Source organism: Pseudomonas sp. GW822-FHT03F04 (assembly GCF_058801405.1).
The window spans coordinates 487113-510081 of the sequence record NZ_JBXANF010000005.1; the positions used below are offsets into that span (position 1 = coordinate 487113).

A 22969-nucleotide genomic window follows, 5' to 3' on the forward strand; every position below is an offset into this window, starting at 1 on the left:
CTGACATATCTTCTTGCAACACTGCGCGTCGAATCGAATCAAGCCAGGGAATGACGAGATGGATATCGCGCAGTTCAAACAGCCCAGTCGACCGAGCCGGATGCCCCGTGGGCAGCAGGGTTTCACGCTGATCGAGATCATGGTGGTGGTGGTGATTCTCGGGATTCTGGCGGCGATGGTGGTGCCCAAGGTGCTCGACCGGCCGGATCAGGCGCGGGCCACGGCGGCGAAGCAGGACATTGGCGGGTTGATGCAGGCGCTGAAGCTGTATCGCCTCGATCACGGCACTTACCCGAGCCAGAGCCAGGGTCTGAAAGTGCTGGTGGAGCGGCCGGCCGATGCGAAGAACACCAACTGGCGCTCGTACCTGGAGCGCCTGCCGAATGACCCGTGGGGTCGTCCTTATCAGTACCTTAATCCCGGTGCCAACGGCGAGATCGACATCTTTTCCCTCGGCGCCGACGGCCAGCCTGACGGCGACGGTGTGAATGCCGACATCGGTTCCTGGCAGTTGTAAGGCCGGTCATGAACAGCCAATCGAACCAGCAGGGGATGGCGATCATCAGTGCGCTGCTGATTGCGGCGGTGGTCGCGGTGATCGCTGCCGGCATGCTGACCCGCCAGAGCGTTTCGACCCGGGCGCTGGAAGCCGAGCAACTGCGGGTGCAGGGCCGTTGGGTGTTGCACGGTGGGTTGGAGATCAGCCGGCAATTGTTGTGGGATGCGCGGCAGCGCGATCCGCTGACTCGACTCGATCAACCCTGGGCACAGCTGCTGAACACCCAGGGTTTCGAGGGGCGGCTGGAGGACGAGCAGGGCAAGTTCAACCTGCGCAATCTGGTGGCCAACGAGCGGATCGATGGCGCGCAGGTGCAGGCGTTCGAGCGTTTGTGCGAATTGATTGGTGTCAGCAGCGGCTTGAGCCGGCGCATCAGTCAGCGGGTGATCGGCTCTTATCCGCACCTGTTGAATGCCCAAGTGGTGGACAAGCCTGTGGCGAAAAACACTTTCGACAGTGGGCGTGCCACGTCGCCGTCCGCGTCGCGCAAGCCGCAATCGCCGACTTTGCCGATGCTGCGCACGCTTGACGATTTGCGCAGTGTCGACGGGGTCAACGATGCGCTGTTGGCGAAACTGGCGCCGTACCTGACGGTGATTCCGGCAACCACCTGGCTCAACGGCAACACCGCCACGGCGCCGGTGTTGGCGGCTTATGTGCCGGGGTTGTCGCTGGAGCGGGCACAGGCGTTGATCAATGAGCGTGACGCCGGGCGCTGGTTTATCAATCGTGGGGATTTCGTCAATCGCCTGCGACTGCCGCAACTGGAGATCACCAGCGTCAAGGTCGGCATCACCAGCGACTGGTTCCGACTGCGCGGGCAGGCGCGGCGCGATCAGCGGCGGGTCAGCCTCGATGCGTTGCTGCATCGCAGTGAAGACCGCTTGCCGCAAGTGATCTGGTCGCGGGTGGGCGTATGAGCCAGTTGCGCGCGAGTTTGCCGCCGCTGGCGGAGCTGAGTCTCGACAGTGAAGTGGATTGTGCGTGGCTGGATCGTCAGGGGCAGGTCGTTCGCCAGGAACGCGTGCGGCTCGGCGCGCTGCCGAAGCAACCGCTGGTGTGTTTTCTGCACCCGTCAGACAGCCTGTTGGCGAGTATCGATCTGCCGCCGTTGCCCGCGAACAAAACCGCTGCGGCGGTGCAATGTGCGGCGCAGGCGTTGATGCTGGGCGACAGCGCCGAGATGCACATCGCCCACAGCATTCGCAATGAAAGCGGCCAGGTGCAGATTGCCTGGGTAGCACGCAAGGATTTGCAGCACCTCGGGCAGTTCGGCCTGAACCTCAAAGGCCTGTACCCGGCGGCCTACAGTTTGCCGGTGATGGCGGGCGGCGTCGGCTGTCTGCACGATGATCATCTGTTGCTGCGCCACGGCCCGAATGCGGCACAGGTGCAGCCAATGATCGACGAAGCGTGGCTGCTGGAAACCGGTCTGCCGGCGCACTGGATCGGTGACGGCGCGCCTGAGGCGGTGCAATCGACATTGGCCGACACGCAGCGCAACGCCGGCCCGTTGCCGAACTGGGGCCTGCATGGCGGCCTCCAGCAACCGGGCACCGAACATCGCGGTTGGGGCAGGGCGATCGGTTGCTGTGCGCTGGCGCTGGCGGTGTGGGTGATCGGTTTGAACCTGTACGCCGCTCGCGAGGCCGGGCAGGGCCAGCAGCTCAAGGCGCAGATGGCGCAGCGGGTGAAGCAGGCGTTCCCCGAGTTGCCGGTGATCCTCAATCCGCTGCAACAGGCCCGTCAGCAAATCGCTGCTCGCCAGCAAGGCGCGGTGGATGCGCCGGGGCAGGATTTCACGCGGCTGGTGTCGCAGGCCGGCAGCGGCATGCCGTCCATGGCGGGCACGGTGCAGCGGCTGGAGTTCGTCGACGGCGCGTTGCAATTGAGCCTGCTGCCCGAGGCCCGGCGTTCGGGCAACGACAAGGACTGGCAAGGCACGCTGGCCCAGGCCGGCATCAGCATCAGCCCGAATGACGACGGCTGGATCTTGCGCCCGGCCGGCGAGGCGACCGCCGCCACCGACAACGATGACAGCAGCGGAGCCGAAGATGAATAGCCCCTCGCTTGCGAAATACCGCGCCGGTTGGCAGCGCTTCAATGCTCAGTTGCAGGCCCGTTGGCAGCCGCTGGCCTTGCGGGAAAAACGCATGGTCGGCGGCATGGCGGCGCTGTTGCTGGGGCTGTTCGTGTGGGTGGCGTTGATTCAGCCGCCGCTGAAGAAGATCGCCGCCTCGCAAGTCGAAACGCCAAAACTGCGCGCCCAGGCTGAAGCGCTGGAAGTGCTGTTGCGCGACGTCAGCGTGCGCCCCGACGGGCAAAACCTGGAGCAGTCGCTGCAACAGACCTTGCAGGCCAGCGGACTGGGCGGCCATTACCAATTGGCGGCCGCGTCTGCCGGTTGGCAGTTGACTTTCGATGCGGCACCGGCCGACGCCGTGCTCGACTGGCTGCTGAGCCAACCCCGGAATTTTTCACTGCAAGTGGTCGAGGCTCGTCTGCAACGCGCAGACGACGCCGTGACCGATGACACGGCCGGCACTCTGTCGGGCACCGTACGCATGGATCAGGCGCTGGGCGCTAAGGAAGCTTCATGAAGGGGTCAGGGTCCAAACGCATGGCGCTGCCGATGCTGTTGATGGCATTGAGCGCGTGCAGCAACACCACGCCACCGAATCAACCGCCGCTGCTGGTGGACAGCGAACTCGGCCGGCCGCTGGCCAACACCCAGCGCAGTGGCGACGCGGTGCTCGACCGCGAGCGCGCGCAGGCCCAGGTCAAACCGGCGCCGAAGCAGTTGCACAACATCACCGAACGCGCTCGCAGTGGCGGCTCGGCGCGGGGCACGACGTTGCCGGCCAATCCGTTGGGCGATCAACCGGTGACGCTGAATTTTGTCGATGCGGATATTCAAGCGGTGGTGCGGGCGTTGTCGCGCTCCACCGGTCAGCAGTTTCTGGTCGATCCACGGATCAAGGGCAACTTGACGCTGGTCTCCGAAGGCCAGGTGCCTGCGCATCAGGCGTACGACATGCTGCTGGCGGCGCTGCGTATGCAGGGTTTCAGCGTGGTGGATGTGGGCGGCGTGGCGCAGGTGGTGCCGGAGGCCGACGCCAAATTGCTCGGCGGGCCGATCTACAGCGCCGACAAACCGGCCGGCAACGGCATGCTCACCCGCACGTTCCGCCTGCAATACGAGAACGCAGTGAACCTGATCCCGGTGCTGCGCCCGATCGTCTCGCCGAACAACCCGATCAACGCCTATCCGGGCAACAACACCATCGTCGTCACCGACTACGCCGAGAACCTCACGCGGGTCGCGCAACTGATTCAGGGCATCGACACCCCGACCGCCATCGACACCGACGTGGTGCAGATCCAGAACGGCATCGCCGCCGACATCGCGCCGATGGTTGCCGATCTGCTCGACGCACCGGGCAACGATCCAACGCAGAAAATCGCGGTGATCGGCGACCCGCGCTCCAACACCATCATCATCCGCGCCGGCAGCCCCGAGCGCACGGAGCTGGCGCGCAACCTGATCTACAAACTCGACAACGCGCAAAGCAACCCGAGCAACCTGCACGTGGTTTACCTGCGCAACGCTCAGGCCGGCAAACTGGCGCAGGCCTTGCGCGGTTTGTTGACCGGCGAGAGCGACAGCGGCACCAGCGACAGTGCGCGCTCGGTGCTCAGCGCCATGGGCAGTTCCACCAACTCGAGCGGTGGGCAGAACGGCCAGAGCGGCACTCAAACCAACGGCAGCACCTCGACCACTAACAGCGGCAGCACCGGCGGCAGCTACGCCCAGGGCAGCAGCGCCACCAGCGGCAGCGGTAATGCGCAAAGCAGCGAACAGAACGTGGCCTTCAGCGCTGGTGGCGTGACTATTCAGGCCGACGCCACCACCAATACCTTGCTGATTTCCGCGCCGGAGCCGCTGTACCGCAACCTGCGTGAAGTCATCGATTTGCTCGACCAGCGCCGCGCGCAAGTGGTGATCGAGAGCCTGATCGTTGAAGTCGGCGAGGACGATGCCAGCGAATTCGGCGTGCAATGGCAGACCGGCAATCTGGCCGGCAACGGCGTAATCGGCGGCGCCAACCTTGGCGGCTCGGGGATCAACGTCAACGGCAAGACCAGTGTCGACGTGTTGCCCAAAGGGCTCAACCTCGGCTACGTCAACGGCACGGTCGATATCCCCGGCATCGGCAAGATTCTCGACCTGAAAGTGCTGGCCCGGGCGCTGAAGAGCAAGGGCGGCACCAACGTGCTGTCGACGCCGAACCTGCTGACCCTGGACAACGAAGCGGCGAGCATTTTTGTCGGCCAGACCATCCCGTTTGTCAGCGGCAGCTACGTCACCGGCGGCGGGGGCACCAGCAACAACCCGTTCCAGACCGTGACCCGCGAAGAAGTCGGTTTGAAGCTCAACGTGCGGCCGCAGATTTCCGAGGGCGGCACGGTGAAGCTCGACATTTATCAGGAAGTCAGCAGCATCGACGAGCGCGCTTCGGCTGCCTCCACCTCGGCGGGGATCGTCACCAGCAAACGCGCGATCGACACCAGCATCCTGCTCGACGACGGGCAGATCATGGTGCTCGGCGGTCTGCTGCAGGACGGCTACAGCCAGAGCAATGACGCGGTGCCGTGGCTCTCGAACATTCCGGGGTTGGGCGCGCTGTTTCGCAATGAGCGCCGTTCGATCACCAAGACCAATCTGATGGTGTTCCTGCGCCCGTACATCATCCGCGACAGCGCGGCGGGGCGCAGCATCACGCTTAACCGTTACGACTTCATGCGCCGCGCTCAGGGCGGTCTGCAACCGGAACGCAGCTGGGCGATGCCTGACATGCAGGCGCCGCAATTGCCGACCGCGGCGCAGGGCGTGCCGGCGACGCTGCCGGGGACAGGCCCGCGCGCGACCATCAAAGCGGTGCCACTGCAATGAGCGCATTGCCTTACGCCTGGGCCAAGGCGCAGCGGATTCTGCTGCGGGACGGCGTGCTGACGGTGTGCCCGTCGACGCCGGGCTGGTCGATCAGCGAGGTGCGCCGGCAGTTCGGCGCGGCCAGGCTTGAGCGGGTGCGCGACGACGAACTCGACGGCTTGCTCGCCACGGCCTACGCCGACACAGGCAGCGCAGCGGCGGTGGTCGGGGCGGCGGAGAACGAAGTCGACCTCGACCGCCTGATGCAGGACATGCCGGAAATCACCGACCTGCTCGACACCCAGGACGGCGCGCCGGTGATCCGCATGATCAACGCCTTGCTCACGCAAGCGGCGCGGGATGAGGCCAGCGACATTCACATCGAACCGTTCGAAACCCATTCGGTGGTGCGCTACCGGGTCGACGGCACCCTGCGCGACGTGGTGTCGCCGCGCAAGGCGTTGCACGGTGCGCTGGTATCGCGGATCAAGATCATGGCCCAGCTCGACATCGCCGAAAAACGCTTGCCGCAGGATGGCCGCATTGCGTTGCGCGTAGCCGGGCGTCCCATCGACATTCGTGTTTCCACCGTGCCCACCGGCCATGGCGAACGGGTGGTGATGCGTTTGCTGGACAAGCAGGCCGGGCGCCTGCATCTCGAAACGTTGGGCATGGACGCGCAGGTGCTGGCGAAACTCGATCACCTGATCCGTCAGCCCCACGGCATCGTGCTGGTCACCGGCCCGACCGGTAGCGGCAAAACGACGAGTTTGTATGCGGCACTGGCACGGCTCGATGCGAGCACCAGCAACATCCTCACCGTGGAAGACCCGGTGGAATACGACCTGCCGGGCATCAGCCAGATTCAGGTCAACGCCAAGATCGACATGACCTTCGCCCTCGCGCTACGCGCCATTCTGCGCCAGGACCCGGACATCATCATGATCGGCGAAATCCGCGACCTCGAAACCGCGCAGATCGCGGTGCAGGCTTCGCTGACCGGTCACCTGGTGCTGGCGACGTTGCACACCAACGATGCGGTGTCGGCGGTCAACCGCTTGATCGACATGGGCGTCGAGCCGTTTCTGCTGGCCTCGTCGATGCTCGGTGTTTTGGCCCAGCGCTTGGTGCGGCGCCTGTGCAATCAGTGCAAGCAGGAAGACCCGGCCACGCCCGGCACCTGGCGTCCGGTCGGTTGTGCCGCGTGCAATCACACCGGTTACAGCGGCCGTACCGGCATTCACGAATTGTTCTGCATCGATGACGACATCCGCACCCTGATTCACCAAGGGGCAGGGGAGCAGGCGTTGCGCGCAGCGGCGAGCAAGGCCGGGATGTTCAGCCTGCGCGAGGACGGCGAACGCTGGATTCGCAGCGGTGCCACGGCCCCTGAAGAAATCCTTCGTGTGACACGGGACGCCTGATGAATCGCTATCGTTTTGAGGCCGCCGATGCCAGCGGCAAGATCGAATCCGGGCATCTGGAAGCGGAGAGTCAGGGCGCCGCGTTTGGCGTGCTGCGCGGTCGTGGCTTGACGGCGTTGTCGGTGGAGAAGGAAAGCAACGTCTCCCAGCACGGCGGCGGTGGAATGTTCAGTGCGCGGCTGTCGGACACCGATCTGGCCTGGGCTACGCGGCAGCTGTCGAGCCTGCTCGGCGCCAGTTTGCCGCTGGAAGCCGCGTTGAGCGCCACGGTCGAACAGGCCGAGAAAAAGCACATCGCTCACACCCTCAGCGCCGTACGTGCCGACGTGCGCAGCGGCATGCGTCTGGCCGAAGCGCTGGCGGCGCGGCCACGGGATTTTCCGGAAATCTACCGGGCACTGATTGCGGCGGGCGAGGAGTCAGGCGATCTGGCGCAGGTGATGGAGCGGCTGGCGGATTACATCGAGGAACGCAACAACCTGCGCGGCAAGATCCTCACTGCGTTCATCTATCCCGGCGTGGTGGGGCTGGTGTCGATCGGCATCGTGATTTTCCTGCTCAGCTACGTGGTGCCGCAGGTGGTCAGCGCGTTTTCCCAGGCGCGACAGGATCTGCCGGGGCTGACTTTGGCGATGCTCAATGCCAGTGATTTCATCAGGGCGTGGGGCTGGTTGTGCGCAGGCGTCATGGCCGGTGCGTTCTGGAGCTGGCGCCTGTATCTGCGCAATCCGGCGGCGCGCTTGAGTTGGCATCATCGGGTGCTGAAGTTGCCGCTGATCGGGCGGTTTGTGCTGGGGCTGAACACCGCACGGTTCGCCTCGACCCTGGCGATTCTCGGTGGCGCCGGGGTGCCGTTGTTGCGCGCGTTGGAAGCGGCGCGGCAGACGCTGTCGAATGATCGTCTGAGCCTGAGCGTCAATGAGGCCACCGCCAAGGTGCGCGAGGGCGTCAACCTGGCGGCAGCGCTGAAAGTGGAGAACGTGTTCCCGCCGGTGCTGATTCACCTGATCGCCAGCGGCGAAAAAACCGGCGCGCTGCCGCCGATGCTTGAGCGTGCGGCACAAACCCTGTCCCGCGATATCGAGCGCCGGGCGATGGGCATGACCGCGTTGCTGGAGCCGCTGATGATTGTGGTGATGGGCGGGGTGGTGCTGGTGATCGTGATGGCGGTGCTGTTGCCGATCATCGAGATCAACCAACTCGTGCAGTAGTTTTCTCAACTTTTTTTACCGGCGTCGGATCTCACCCGAGCGCCAAAAACAGCATCCTCGGGTTCTCCTTTCTGTCATCTGCAACGGTCCTTCAAGGGCTGTGGCCGATTCCCTCGAAAAGCTTGTCTTAGACACTCCGGATAACCACCAGAACACCCGAGAAAATCCCTCGAAAATCAGCCTGCACCTCCCGAGGTTTTTTCCTTTATCTGTCACCGGAAACTGCGAATTTCTCAGTGCGACTTAACCACGGACCCCGCTTGCGAAGGTCAGCGGTGAGTCCTCCCAGTGTCATGCAAGCAATCCGAAAACCTGTGTTCCCAACCTAGTTGAAAAGGAGATTCTTCATGTTCAAGCGCACTCTGATCGCAGCTTCCCTGACCGTCGCTGCCCTGGCTTCCGCCCAGGCCATGGCCGCCAACGTAACCGGTGGTGGCGCGACTCTGCCTGCCGCTCTGTACAAAGGTTCTGCCAACAGCATCCTGCCAGCCAACTTCAGCTACCTGGGCACAGGCAGCGGCGTGGGTAAAGTGGCTTTCCTGACCAACGATTCGACGCAGTTCAAAACCACCGGTACGGTTCACTTCGCTGGCAGCGACTCGGTGCTCAGCGCTACCGAAATCGGTAACTACAACACCGCTTACAGCACCACTTACGGCCCGCTGATCCAACTGCCTTCGGTCGCCACTTCGGTTGCCATTCCTTACAAAAAGACCGGCCAGACCGCTCTGAACCTGACCAGCGCTCAGCTGTGCGACGTGTTCTCGGGCACTGCCACCAAGTGGGGCGACCTGCTGAACAACTCTGACGCCACCCCGATTCGCGTTGTGTATCGCTCCACTTCCAGCGGCACTTCGGAAATCCTCACTCGCCACCTGAACGCGGTTTGCCCAACCAAGTTCGCCGTCACCACCACGTTCGCCAACACCCTGAAGCCAGCCGGCACTCCACTGCCAACCACTTTCGTAGGCGTGGTTAACACCTCTGACGTCGCTGCTGCCGTGAACGCTGTTGACGGTTCCATCGGCTACGTGGGTCCGGATGGCGTGAATGCCAACAGCAATGCCGTCGTTTCGCGTGTCAACGGTGTTCAGCCGACCACCGCAAACGTCACTACCGCATTGTCTTCGGCCACACTGCCAGTCAACCCGGCTGATCCAGCTCAGTGGGCTCCGGTTGTTGCCAACCCAGCCACCGGTTACCCAATTGCTGCCTACACCAACTTCATCTTCGGCCAGTGCTACAAGGATGCATCCGTGGCTGCTGACGTGAAGGCCTTCTTGACCACTCACTACAGCGTTCCAGGCAACACCGTTGCGACCGTGGCTCACGGCTTCAGCGTGGTTCCGACCAACTGGAAAAACGCTGTGACCGCCAACTTCATCACCAACTCCACCGGCAACAACCTGGACATCAACAACGCCAGCGTCTGCAACACTGTTGGCCGTCCTCTGTAAGGTTTCACTTCAAGTCAGCGGTTTGAATGGCAGCCCCTTTTGGGGCTGCCATTTTTTTTGCCGGAACCGCGCGCAATTACTCCCCCAACATGAAGTTTGTGTGACATCCGTTCGGTCGTGCCCCTTGCCAACCGCCTATGTCCTAACAGCAGGTGGTTGCCGACCTGCAGCTCTTAAAAGGATCTCGTAGTGATGCTCGCTCGCCCATCCCGTCGTCGTACCCACGTCCAGTCCTTCAAGCGTGATGCCATGGACCCGGCATTGTGGCTGCTCAAGCCGCTGGCTCAGGCGGTGGCGTTGTGTCTGGTGGCAGGCAGTGCGCACGCGCAAACGGCGTTCAGCTCGGGCTGGTTTGCCGCCAAGGGCGCCGCCCAGCAAGCCGCCGCTGCAAGGCCCGGCACCGGTGGGTTACCGGGAATGACGCCGCCATTGGCGCAGCAACAGAAAGCCAATCAGCAATTGCAACGTTCGATTCAGACGTTGAACAACACCGTGGCCGCGATTGCCGCGCAGCAAGCGGCTCAGGCTGCCGGGCGCTCGGCGGCGTTGGGTACGGTGCAGTTTGTGCCGGATGGTCTGGGCGAGGGCGGGTTGAAGGTCGATAACAGCCTTGCCCAGGGTTGGCAGAATGCCAAAGGCCCGCAGCAGTCCCAGGCCGATGGCAAGACTACGGTGAAGATCGAACAGACCGCCGACAAGGCGATTCTCAACTGGGAAACCTTCAACGTCGGCCGCAACACCACGGTCGAGTTTGCCCAGCAATCGAATTGGGCAGTGCTCAACCGGGTCAATGATCCGAGCGCCCGCGCCAGTCAGATTCAGGGGCAGATAAAGGGCGACGGCACGGTGATGCTGATCAACCGCAACGGCATCGTGTTCAGCGGCAGCAGCCAGGTCAACGTGCGTAACCTGGTGGCCGCTGCCGCCAATATCACCGACATCCAGTTCCGTGACCGCGGCTTGTACTTCGACAGCAACGCCAGTCAGCCGACCTTTACCGACGCTGCCGGCAAGGTACTGGTAGAGCGCGGCGCAGCGATTGCAACCCACGCGCCCGCGACGTCCACCGATGCCGGCGGCTATGCCTTGCTGCTGGGCAACGAGGTGCAGAACGACGGCAGCATCAACACCGCCAAAGGCCAGACCGTGCTCGGCGCCGGCGATCGTTTCTATATCCGCAAAGGCTCGGGCACCGAAGGCAACGGCTTCTCCACGACGTTCGGCAGTGAAGTCGTTCCGGGCTTCAAGGCTGGCAGCAGTGCCGGCAAGGTCAGCAACAGCGGTTTGATTCAGGCCGCCACGGGCGACATCACCCTGACCGGCCATGAGGTGCAGCAAAACGGTGTGCTGCTGGCCAGCACTTCGGTGGCAACGCGCGGCACCATCCACGTGCTCAACCCGGCCACCGACACCAACGGCAGCGTCACCCTGGGGCAGGGCAGCGCCACGGCGATCTTGCTCGACAGCAGCGATCTGACGGCACTCGACAGTCAGCACAAAGCCGCGCTGACCGGTGTCAACGCCAACAACAAGGTGCGCGGCGACCAGTCGCGTATCGAGGTGCAGAGCGGCGGCAGCGTCGAGTTCCAGAACGGCTCGATCACGCTTGCCACAGGCGGTCAGGTCGCCGTGACGGCAGGGCGTCGCAGCCTGGTGCGTGACGGCGCGATGATCGATGTGTCCGGCGCCATCGGCGTAAAAGTCGCGATGGAATCCAACAACATCAAAATCAACGTACAGGGCAACGAGCAGCGTGATGCGTCGGTCAACCGCGAGAGCGGTGCGCTGAACAGCAATGACGTGTGGGTCGATGTGCGCGAACTGGTGTATGTCCCCGCCGGCACCAACGGCTATGCCACGGACCGCTGGTACACCGCCGGCGGCTTGCTCGAAGTCGGCGGCTATCTGGGCACGCAGAACCACAGCATCGGTGAGTGGATGGCGCAAGGCGGCCGGGTCAGTTTCGCCGGCAATGATGTGGTCACCGAGCAAGGTTCGTTGATCAATCTGTCCGGCGGTACGCTGGATGTACAGAGCGGCGAGATTCGCCAGAGCTGGCTGCGCGGTGCCGACGGGCGTCTGTATGAAATCTCTCGAGCGCCGGGAGATATTCTTTACAGCGGTTTGTACAAAGGCTACGAGGACAGCAGCAAGCGCTGGGGCCAGACGAATTATTACTACAGCCCGCTGATCGCGCCGACCAAACGTGTCGAGTCGGGCTACACCGTGGGCCGCGATGCCGGGCAACTGGTGATTGCGACCAGCAGCGCCGTGCTCAACGGGCAAATGCTCGGCGAGGTGTATCAAGGTGAGCGCCAGACCCAGACACCGCGTGCTGTACTGGACGGTTATGAACAGTCTCAGACAGCCGTGGCGCGGCGTGCGCAACTGATCGTCGGCAGTTATGACCCGGCCTATGTTGCCTCCGCTGGCGGCCTGTTGTACGGCCTCAATCCAACGTTCGACCAGGTACGTATTGGCGGTGAGAAACCGGCCGATGGCAATGACCAGAATCTGCTCGCTTCAGTGTCCGAGGCGCGCAAAGGCAAACTGTTTCTCGATGCTGATCAACTCAACGGTTTCAGGCTGGGCGCTCTGAAAGTGTCTGCCAAAGACCTGATCGACGTTAACGATGCGCTCAAGGTCGATGCCGGCGGCGACATCACGCTATACGCGCCGGATGTGCAGATCGATGCCGATCTCACGGCCCGCGGTGGCAGTGTGCGTTTGGGTAACGTGCTCAATCAGCTGCAGCTCAACAAGGTCGCTGACACGAAGATTTCTGCCGCGACAGGGCACGCAACCCGCGTCACTGTGGCTGACGGTGTGCAACTGGATACGCGCGGTCTGTGGAGCAATCTGGGCACCAACCCGGATGACGGCAGCCACCTTGCGTATTTGAACGGTGGCCTGATTTCGATCCGCAGCAGTGGCGATATCGACGTCCAGGCCGGGAGCTTGCTGGATGTTTCGTCTGGCGCCGCTGTGCTGGCGAACGGCAAGACTCGCGGCGGGAAGGGCGGCAGTGTGACGCTGGAGTCCAGCGCCAACGCCGCGCCAGGTAACACACAGCTCATCCTTGATGGTGATGTGCGCGGATACGGTGTCACCGGGGGCGGCACGCTGCTGGTACAGGCCAACAAGATCATGATCGGGCAGACCGACCAGACGCTGGCCGAACGCACCTTGCAACTGGCACCGAACCTGTTCGGCAAGGGCTTCTCGGCGTACAGCATTATTGGTTTGAACGGCCTGGAGGTCGCCGACAACAGCGTGCTCGACGTCGCGATGCCGGTCTATCGTTTCGCTGAAGCGGCGTCGAAACAGGTCAGCGGCGTCGATCCGCAGACGGCACTGGAGTTGTGGACGCCGACGCTGTTCCAGGAAAATCCGACCAAGGCTGTGTTGACTCAACGAGGTGGCGCCAGCCTGTCGTTGCAGGCTGGATCGAGCGAGGCCGGCCTGACCGATCCGCTCAAGTCCGCGTTGACGCTTGGCGCGGGTTCACGCATCAGCGTCGATCCCGGGCAACGGATCGGTCTGCGCGGGCCGGGGCAGATCACGGTGAATGGCGAACTGAATGCGTGGGGCGGCACCCTTGATATTCGCCAGCAGCAGTTCGGCTTGAGCGATCCGGCCGAGAATGCCCTGGAAGCCGCCAATCAAGCCCATAACCGTTCGATCTGGATTGGCGAACGCGCCGTGCTGGATGTGGCCGGTCGCGCGACCACGGCAGTCGATGCACTGGGACGCGTCTACGGCCAGGTCGGCAAGGGTGGCAGCATCATCATCGGCGGTGAAATCGATGCGAAGAAGGCCACCGCCACGTCGGCCGACGCTTATGTCATCGTGCGCAACGGTGCACGTCTTGACGCTTCTGGCACTCAGGCGGTGCTGGACATCGCCGGTCAGGGGCCGACCACGGTTGCCACGGATGGCGGCAAGATTTCCCTGAGTTCCTACAACGGCCTGTTTATCGACGGCGATCTGCGGGCGGCGGCGGGCGGTGCAGGTGCTGCCGGTGGTCGACTGGACATCGCACTGGAAACGCCGATCTACAATCCCAACCTGGCCACCAACGAGGTACGCCTGCCAAGGGAACTGATCATTGGCCAGGGTAAGGGCGAGCCACTGTTGCCGGCGGATCTTGAGCCCGGTGAGGCAGACCGGCAGTTGGTCTACGGTCGCACGCGGCTGAGTGCCGATGCATTGATGACAGGCGGTTTCGATCATCTTGGCCTGTTGAGCAACGGCTTGATTTCCTTCGACGGCGATGTTGACCTGCATCTGAATCAGAGCTTGAGCCTGTATGCCGGCGCCGTGTCGCTGGCCGAAAACTCGAAAGGAACCGCGCGAATCAATCTGTCTGCGCCTTACCTGCGAATGCTGGGCACGGGCGTCTATTACAGCTCCAACGCCGTCATCCGCCCAAGGGTCATGAATGCGCCGACACCGAACCTGTCGGCGGCGCAGTTCGTCGCCACGTCGAACCTGCTGGACATCGGCAACAGTCTGTCATTCGGTACGTCGGGTTCGATTGCGCAGCTCAATGGCCCGGCCCGGCAGGTTGGTCGCCGTGGCTTCGCCCAGGTTTCTCTCGCCAGTTCGGGTGACATGCGGTTTCTTGCCTCCACCACTGGAACACAGTCCGAACTCTGGGCGGCGGGTGACTTGAGCCTCAGCGCGGCTCAGATCTACCCGGTGACTGGGGCGAGTGCCAGGGTGCGTGCCGGTTTTCAGCAGGAGACGTCACCCTCTGAAGGTACTCTGCGCATTCTCTCCAACGGCGCGGCGCCGACTGCGCTGCCTTACTCGGTGTTCGGCAATCTGACGCTCGCTGCCAGCCGCATCGAGCAAGGTGGTGTGCTGCGGGCGCCGCTCGGTTCGATCATGCTGGGCGAGAACACCAAGTCAGTGCTGACCCGTGAAGTCCAGCTATTGCCCGGCAGTCTCACGTCCCTCAGCGCTGCCGGGTTGGTCATGCCTTACGGCGGTACAACCGATGGCATCGACTATCGCTACAACGGCAGCCCTGTAGCGCTCAAAGGGATTGTCGGCGCTTCGACGGGAGTGACCCTGCTGTCGCAATACATTGACGTCGCGCCAGGTGCCGTGATTGATCTTTCGGGTGGCGGCGACTTGCGTGGCGCAGGCTTTGTCTCCGGCCGTGGCGGTTCGACCGATGCGCGTTTCAACCCGTTGGTACGCAATGCCAATGACGGCACCTTCAGCCTGCCGGGGCTGGCGAGCAATCCGGTTTATGCCATCGTGCCGGGTAATCAGAGTGTTTATGCGCCGGTGCTCGCCGAGGCGGGGGCGGTCGATCCGCGTATCGGCCAGCAAATTACCATCGCCGCCGGTGTGCCGGGGCTGGCGGCCGGCACTTATACCTTGCTGCCGTCGACATTCGCCTTGTTGCCCGGTGCATTTCGCGTCGAAGTCAACGGTCAGGTCATGGGCGGGCAGACCGGTGCTGCGTTGCAGATGCGCAACGGTTCATGGACCAGCAACGGGCAGATGTCGATCGCCAACAGCGGTGTACGCGACAGTCTCTCCAGCGCGCTGATTCTGACCTCGGCCGATGTACTGCGGCGTTATTCGCAATACAACGAAACCGGCTTCACCCAGTTCATCAAAAACGATGCGGCGCGCCTGGGCGTGTCACGGGCGCTGGCGCCGATGGATGGCAAGTTGCTGGAGCTGCGTTTCAACAGTGGCGGGGACCGTGACATTGCCCTGGACTTCAACGGACAGGTGCTGTTCAAGCCGACCGAGGGCGGTGTGGCGGGTACCGCCGTTGTGCGTTCAGTCGATGGCACCATCGAGGTGTTGGGTGCGGGTCGACAGCGTACACAGGGTTTCACGGGTATTTCGCTGTACGCCGACAGCCTGAATCAAATGAATGCCGGGAGGCTGGCGATTGGCGCCTTGCCAACGGTGGACTACGGCAGTGGGGGCAATATTGTCACCTTCGCCAACAACATCGGCTCCGACAACATCACGGTGCGCGAAGGTGCCGTGCTTTCTGCGCCGGAAGTGGTTCTGCGGACTCGCAAGATCGACGGCACCATCACCCTTGAGGCCGGCGCGGGTATCAACACGCTGGGACGTGGTGACGCCCCGTTCGATTCAACCGACGGGTTTGTCTACGACCCCGGCAATGCCAGCCTGCTGCTGGTTTCCAATGGCTGGAACAGCGTGCTGGCACCGGCGAAGGCCGTGGGTATCAATGGAGCGGGCAGTATCCGTATCGGCAGCTGTTCGCTTGAGCCGTGCAGCAACCCGGCGATACTTTACTCCAACGGCAGCATCACCGCGGCGACCGACAATCAGTTTGAGCTGAGCGACGCGGTGCGTTTCGGCACACGCCACCTGGGGCTTGCGGTGGGTGCGATCAATGTCGGTAATGCGCAGGCGCTGACGGGTGCAGAAGGGCGCGTGCCAGTCGGCCTCACGCTGAGCCAGAACGTGCTTGATCGTCTGCTGCGGGGCGATACGCAATTCGGTGCTCCGGCGCTGGAGTCCTTGAGCCTGACAGCCCGTGACGCCTTCAACTTTTTCGGCAGTGTCTCGCTCGATACGCTGGACCCGCAAACCGGTCGCAGCAATTTGCAAAACCTGATCCTGACCACACCGGCGATCTACGGACAGGGTGATGCCCGGGATGTCGCAACCATCCGTACCGCCAACCTGATCTGGAATGGTGCCCCGCAAGAGCCGGGTGCAGTGGTCAAGGGCGGGGCCGGCAGCGGTCACGGGACCCTCGACATCCAGGCGCAGCGGATCGAATTGGGCTATGGGCCAAGTCCGCAACCGAGTGGACTGGATCAGAACGATCGCCTGGCGTTGGGTTTCGCCAACGTCAATCTCACGGCCAGTGAGCGCATTACCGCCAACCACAAAGGCAGCCTGTCGGTGTACCAGGAACAGGGCGCGTATGACCCGGTCAAGGGCTACACCTACAGCGGCGGCAACCTTACGCTGCTGACGCCGTTGCTGACGGGCGAAGCGGCGTCGGTCAACGCATTGAAGGCGGGCAACAATTTGACGCTCACCGGTACCGGTGGCGCTGCATTGGCCGATGCGCTGGGCGCAGAGCTGAGTCTTGAAGCGCGCAACGTCGTACTCGACGGACGTATCGTGCTGGCCAGCGGCAAGTTGCAGGTCAAGGCAGAAGGCGACCTGAGCCTGACCGGCAACGCGCAACTGGATCTGGCCGGGCGCACCTTGCCGTTCAATGACGTGAAGAAATACAGCTGGGGCGGAGACGTGTCGCTCTATAGCCACAACGGCAACATTCGCCAGGCGGCGGGCTCACGTATCGACTTGTCGGCGCAGAACAATCAGGCCGGCAATCTCAGTGCTGTGGCACTGGCGGTGAATGCGGGGGAGGTCGATCTGCAAGGTGAAATCCTCGGTGCCAGCAGCGGCTATTACGATGCCGGCGGTACGCTGGTGCCGTACAAGGCCGCCGGTGTGGACATCCGTGCGCAACGGCTGGGTGGCGATTTGAATGAACAGTTCGCCGCACTCAATCAGCGCTTGAACGCCGGGCAGGTGTTCGGCAGTCGCAGCTTCCAGTTCAAACAGGGTGACCTGCTGATCGGCGACGGGCTCAAGGCCGGCGAAGTCAATGTGGTGGTGGACAATGGCAGCCTCACCATTGGCGGTCGTGTCGATGCCAGTGGTGAGCGGGTCGGCAGCATTCGCCTGTCCGGCAAAAACGGCCTGACCCTCTCCGGTAATGCCGTGCTCGATGCCCATGGTCGTGTGTTGCGGGTCGACAGCTACGGCAAGATCATCGACGCGCCGAACCGCGCCATGGTCGAACTCAATTCCGGTGATGGCTTGCTCACACTGGCCTCCGGTGCACGGATCGATCTGCGTCATGGCACCGATGCAGTCAATGGCAAGCTGCCAGGGCAAAACGACGGGATGCCGCGCGGTACGCTGGAGTTGAACGCGCCACGGCTTGGCGTCGGTGATATCGCCATTGATGCCAGCGGTACGCTGACCATTGAAGGGGCGCGCTCCATCGGCCTCAATGGCGTGCGACGTTACGCGGATGCCCGCGATGGTGTCGATCCGGCCGCCAGCGGCCGGCCGTATCAGGTGATCGATCAGGCCATGTTCGTTCGTATCGACGGTGACAACACCACGTTCATCGATGCGGCGCTGGCCAACAATGATCTGCTGCAACGCAAGCTCGCCGGGCTCAACAATGCGTCCTACGCCGATGCGTTCCATCTGCGACCCGGTGTCGAGATCGTCAGCAAGACGGCCGATGGCGATCTGGTGGTAGAAGGTGATGTCGACCTGTCGCATTACCGCTACGCCAGCCTCAACCCGAACTCGCAGAAGACGCCGGTCTATGGCTCTGGTGAGTCCGGCAGCCTGGTGATTCGTGCCGGCGGCAATCTGGATATCTACGGCAGCATCAACGACGGTTTCGCCAAGCCCCTGGAAACCGTCGATGATGCCGGCTGGAAACTGCTGCCGGGTGTCCAGCCGTTTGGCGGCGACCTGATTGTACCGGGCAGCGGCGTGACTCTGGCCGAAGGCACTCTGTTTCCGGCGGGCACCACGCTCAATTACGACTTGCCGATTCAAGCGGCCACGCTGGCGGGCGGTACGTTGCTGCCGACCGAAGGCGTTCTGGTCAACGCCTATACGATCAGCGCCGGCACGGTATTGTCAGGCGCCGTGCATGATGCATCGGGCAACCTGTTGTACGCCGCCGGCACCTTGCTCAATGACCGCGTGACATTGCCGGCAGGCAGTCGGCTGGGGGCTGGCACTCGATTGAACGATGCCACCAGCCTGCTTGCCATGCTCTGGCCAAAAGATGTGCCGCTGCCTCGTGCGATCGGGGCGGATAACAACGCTGTGGGCGTTAAATTGCGCGGCCCGCTGGCGTTGTTGCGCGGCTCGCTGATTCCGTCCATGACCGACGTCGTGCTTGCCGATGGCACTGCATTCATTGAGCTGCGCGGTTACTCAAGCACAACGCAGCAGGGCAGCAACTGGGCCATCGCGAGCATGCTGGCACCGGGCAGCACGTCGTGGTCGATGCGCGTAGTGGCCGGCGCCGACCTTGAGTCCGCCGACAGCCGTGCATTGAAGCCGCTGACGGCGGACGGCAATCTGCGTCTGGCGGATACCCATTACGGGTTGAAAGTGACCGAGAAAAAGCTCGACACCAAATGGGCTGAAGGCAACTCCAAGAACCGCCCGGCCGGTTCGGTCGTGACCGATGCCGATCTGCATTTCTGCGATGAAAATCCGGCGGACTGTGTCGCTCCCGCCAAGTTCCTGTGGGCCGAAGGCAACTGGTTGGGCAAGGAGCCGGGTACACCGATCAGTGAAGAGGATCTGTACTGGTGCGACATCGATCCGGGTGGCTGCATGCCGAACAAGGGTGGCATCGCTGTCACCACTCACTCGCAAATGTTCAGCGTGCTGCGCACCGGTACCGGCGATCTCGATCTGTTGGCGGCCGGCAACCTGAGCATGGATTCACCTTACGGTGTGTACACGGCCGGCACTCAGTCCAGCGACATCGATCAGCGATATAACCAGCCACGTGGACGTTTGACCGACGACAACTCGGTGTTGGGCAGTAAAGGGGCGGACTACGAAAAATGGGTCAATGGCGGTACCGAAAGTCTTTATCAGGCCTGGTACCCGACATTGGGTGGCAACCTGACGATCAATGCCGGCGGCTCGGTGTCCGGTGATGCGGTCGGACGTCGTGGGCCGAGCAACACGGCGGTCTATCGAGAGCAGGTGGCCAGCGCATCGGTGGGCAACTGGCTCTGGCGTCAGGGCACGGGCAACAGCAATGTGCCGACGGCGTGGTGGATCAACTTCGGCAGCTATGCTACCCAGCCGCTGCCTGGTGCGGGCAGTGATACCGCCCCTTACCTGGTGGGCTTTACCGGTTTCGGCGCACTCGGCGGCGGCAACGTCAGCCTGCGAGCCGGAGGCGATGCCGGTATGCTCAAGCCGCTGGGCGACAGCGTGACCAACCCACGCAGTCAGGGTCTGATCGTTGCAGTGGGCAGTACCGGACGAGTGGGCAGTGATGGCAGCCTGCAATTGACCGGTGGCGGCGACATGGACATTCGCATTGGCGGCATGCTGAACCCGTCATTGCAGGCACGTGCCGGGCAAACCGGTACTGCCACGCCACGCCACGATTTGCAGGGTGCGTTGATCAACCTGCGCGGAGCGGCACAAATGTCGGCTGGCGCATCGGGTGCGATCAAGCTGCAGTATGGTGCTTACGCAACCTATCAGGACCCGCGCGAAACCCGGGCTTTCGATCCGTTTACCTCGACTCTGGGCAGTGCTTCCGGTGGGCTGGTGCTGATACCCGGCGACTCGGGCATGCGCTTGAGCACCCGTGGTGATCTGGTCCTCGGTGGCGCAGCCGACCCTGGGCGGGTCCAACTGCAGAACTCCACGCCGTTCACGGATGCAAACGGTGTTGTTCACGCAGGAGGCGGCTTGTCGGCTTTCTCGTTGTGGACCGATCACACGGCTATCGATCTGTTTTCGGCGGGGGGCAACCTGACGCCAAGTACCCAATTGGCCGAAACCGACTCGCAGGGGACTGTCCCGAATCTCAACACGTCCCCCACTGACGGACGCTTCGTGTATCCGTCGATTTTGCGTGCCGTGGCGGGGCAAGGTTCCATCTATGCCGGTGCTTCGGCCACGTTCAGTGAAAACGGGACGCCTGCCGCAACGAACTATTCACTCTTGCTGGCGCCTTCAAGGGCGGGGCAACTGGAAATGCTGGCCGGTGACTCGATCTACGCCGGTGGCTACGCGATCAATCAGTCCGGCGCCAGCCTGTTGGCCATTGCAACGCCGTTTGCCCCCGCGTTCACGGGGTATGCGCAATACACCGACAGCAGGCCGACAACGAGTAACTACAGCAACGATGGCATAGCACCGCGTCTGAACTCGCGTTATCCATTGTTCGCTTTTGGTGCCGACACCTACTCGGGATTGAGCGGCGTACAGGCACCGGCTCGTTTTTATGCATTGTCCGGTGATCTGGTGGGTGTGCGCAGCGGCGAAACCCTGTCTTTTGCAACCACACTGCGCACCTGGTACGAAGCGGCAGCACCGGTATGGATGTTGGCGGGGCGCGATATCGTGGCGTCGGGTGCCAATCTGGGCCAGCCGACAAGGGCGCCGAAGGAAATGGGGAATAACGAAGCCATCAGTTCTTCGGGCAACCTGTTCATTCACAACAGTGCGCATGACGTGTCACGGGTTTCCGCCGGCCGCGACATCCTCTACAGCAGCTTCGACATCGCCGGTCCTGGTCTGCTGGATATGAGTGCCGGGCGCAACATCCTGATGGAGGATCGTGCCGGCATCAGCAGCATCGGGCCGCTAGTGGCCGGGGATAACCGGCCTGGCGCCAGTGTGGTCATGCAGGCGGGCGCGCAGGGCGTGGATTATTCGCGGTTCATTGCGCATTACCTGAACTCGCAGAACCTTGCCAATCCTGATGTGCCCCTCAGTGGTCAACCGGGCAAGGTGGTCAAGACTTACCTCGACGAACTGCAGAGCTGGCTGACCCTCGGCTACGGCTTCAGCGGCAACGCAGAACAGGCGCAAGCCTTCTTCGCTGCGCTGCCAAGCGCCGAGCAGGCAATCTTCGCTCGTCAGGTGTACTTCGCTGAACTGCGTGCCGGTGGCCTGGAATACAACGACGCCAATGGCCCGCGCAAAGGCAGTTATCTGCGCGGTCGCAATGCCATTGCCTCGTTGTTCCCGACCACCGATGTGGCCGGCAACCCGATCCGTTATGACGGCGATATCACGCTTTATGGCGGCGCCGGGGTTAAGACGCTGTTCGGTGGTGATATCCAGATGCTCACGCCGGGCGGCGGTCAGGTGTTCGGTATCGAAGGCGCGGCGCCGCCGTCCACGGCGGGCATCATCACCCAGGGCTCGGGCAACATTCAGCTCTACTCCCAGGGCAGCATTCTGCTGGGGCAGAGCCGGATCATGACCACGTTTGGTGGCTCGATCCTCGGCTGGTCCGCCGAGGGCGACATCAACGCCGGTCGCGGCTCGAAAACCACCGTGGTCTACACGCCGCCGAAACGTGTCTACGACACCTGGGGCAATGTGACCCTGTCGCCATCGGTGCCGAGCACCGGTGCCGGTATCGCCACGCTCAACCCGATTGCCGAAGTGGCACCGGGGGACATCGACCTGATTGCGCCGCTGGGCACCATCGATGCGGGCGAGGCGGGGATTCGCGTCTCGGGCAACGTCAACATCGCCGCGCTGACGGTGGTCAATGCCGCCAACATTGCGGTGCAGGGCAAGGCAACCGGTGTGCCGGTGGTCTCGGCGGTCAACACCGGGGCGATCACCTCGGCCAGCTCGGCTGCGTCGTCGGCGACCCAGGCGGCGGAAGACGTCGCCCGTCAGCAGCAAGCCGCCTCGCGCCAGAACCAGGCTTCGGTGTTCACCGTGCAGGTACTCAGCTTCGGCAACGAACAACTGGCCCCGACCCGCGATGGCGCCAGCCGTGCACCTGCACCGGGCTACAACCCCAACAGCCCGGTGCAGGTGCTGGGCGCCGGGGCGCTGGATGAACAGGCGAAACAGCAGTTGACCGAGGAGGAGCGGGGGCAACTGACGTTGTAAAAGGACTCTCGTGTAGTACGCTTCGGGCGGCCATTTGGCCGCCCTTTTTTTATGTTGCTGAAGTTGAAGGGTATTTTTTGTCGGGCGTGAAGCACCCTCAGTATTTTGATGTGGCCATTCACTCGATAGACCAGCAGATAGTTCGGATGAATCACCATTTCGCGAGTGCCAGGTACTCGGCCAGGTCGGTAGCCATAAGGTATTGATGAAAGTCGCTGTGCTGCTGCACCCACCTTGTGTCTTAGCGAAATTGAAGCATTGGTATTGTGTTGCTCGATGTATTTGAAGATGTCAGCCAGTTGACGCGAGGACTTGCTGCTCCATTCAAGCTGCAGCGCGGCGCTTCCTGCGTATCTCTTCCAGCATCTGGTCGAGCATTGCCATAACTTCATCATGAGGAATACCAGGACTAGGATCATCCAGTGCATCCTGTACCTCTGCACGAAACCAGCGATCGTAGCTCTCTGCCTCTTCTTCGGATTCGAAGTCAGAGTAAAACGGGGAATGCAATATGCTCATAGTGATCTCCGTGATCAATTTCAGCAGTCTAAGGGGGGATTGGCCCATTGTCGTCACTGGCAGACGATGCACTCCATGAGCCCTTGAAGAACCATGAAGCTGCGGGATCCAGTATCTGCAAACACCCCCTTTGAAATCTGCCGGACGTTTCTCTCCGTTGTCCGGCAATCTCGACCGCCGCTGTA

The 22969-nt window shown here is 62.6% G+C and carries 10 protein-coding genes and 1 pseudogene; 9 read left to right on the forward strand and 2 right to left on the reverse strand.

The annotated features are described in order from the left end of the window. Window positions 1-58 precede the first annotated feature (58 nt). From gspG to AC1RMX_RS14705, 9 genes are all read left to right on the forward strand, one after another. Entirely contained in the window at window positions 59-517 is a 459-nt protein-coding gene (gene gspG, locus AC1RMX_RS14665) for a type II secretion system major pseudopilin GspG (RefSeq protein ID WP_085610505.1), read from the forward strand. Between the two features lie 8 nt (window positions 518-525). After that, the gene (gene gspK, locus AC1RMX_RS14670; RefSeq protein WP_493072439.1) at window positions 526-1479 is read left to right on the forward strand and encodes a type II secretion system minor pseudopilin GspK; all 954 of its coding nucleotides are present in this window, start codon (window positions 526-528) and stop codon (window positions 1477-1479) included. Next, on the forward strand, window positions 1476-2621 hold the full coding sequence (gspL, locus tag AC1RMX_RS14675) for a type II secretion system protein GspL (protein ID WP_493072440.1): 1146 nt from the start codon (window positions 1476-1478) through the stop codon (window positions 2619-2621). Before gspK ends, gspL begins: the two co-directional genes overlap by 4 nt. Further along, window positions 2614-3159, forward strand: a complete 546-nt coding sequence (locus AC1RMX_RS14680) for a type II secretion system protein M (RefSeq protein WP_493072441.1) — start codon at window positions 2614-2616, stop codon at window positions 3157-3159. Before gspL ends, AC1RMX_RS14680 begins: the two co-directional genes overlap by 8 nt. Next, on the forward strand, window positions 3156-5513 hold the full coding sequence (gspD, locus tag AC1RMX_RS14685) for a type II secretion system secretin GspD (RefSeq protein ID WP_493072442.1): 2358 nt from the start codon (window positions 3156-3158) through the stop codon (window positions 5511-5513). The genes AC1RMX_RS14680 and gspD overlap by 4 nt, the downstream gene beginning before the upstream one ends. Further along, a complete protein-coding gene (gspE, locus tag AC1RMX_RS14690) occupies window positions 5510-6916 on the forward strand; it encodes a type II secretion system ATPase GspE (protein ID WP_011334556.1) in 1407 nt (468 codons plus the stop codon). The genes gspD and gspE overlap by 4 nt, the downstream gene beginning before the upstream one ends. Further along, window positions 6916-8127: a type II secretion system inner membrane protein GspF gene (gene gspF / locus AC1RMX_RS14695; RefSeq protein WP_493072443.1), complete on the forward strand. Its 1212-nt coding sequence runs from the start codon at window positions 6916-6918 to the stop codon at window positions 8125-8127. The genes gspE and gspF overlap by 1 nt, the downstream gene beginning before the upstream one ends. A 347-nt stretch (window positions 8128-8474) precedes the next feature. Continuing rightward, entirely contained in the window at window positions 8475-9584 is a 1110-nt protein-coding gene (locus AC1RMX_RS14700; protein ID WP_102621803.1) for a substrate-binding domain-containing protein, read from the forward strand. A 192-nt stretch (window positions 9585-9776) separates the two neighbouring features. Beyond that, window positions 9777-22265 carry a filamentous hemagglutinin family protein gene (locus tag AC1RMX_RS14705; RefSeq protein ID WP_493072444.1) on the forward strand — a complete coding sequence of 4163 codons (12489 nt, stop codon included), beginning with the start codon at window positions 9777-9779 and terminating at the stop codon, window positions 22263-22265. A gap of 68 nt (window positions 22266-22333) precedes the next feature. On the opposite strand, the pseudogene AC1RMX_RS14710 reads toward AC1RMX_RS14705, so the two are convergent. Continuing rightward, window positions 22334-22600, reverse strand: a pseudogene (locus tag AC1RMX_RS14710) (type II toxin-antitoxin system RelE/ParE family toxin); the annotation flags it as partial. Then, a complete protein-coding gene (relB, locus tag AC1RMX_RS14715; RefSeq protein WP_096820227.1) occupies window positions 22590-22784 on the reverse strand; it encodes a type II toxin-antitoxin system RelB family antitoxin in 195 nt (64 codons plus the stop codon). The pseudogene AC1RMX_RS14710 and the gene relB, both read right to left, overlap by 11 nt. Window positions 22785-22969 lie beyond the last annotated feature (185 nt).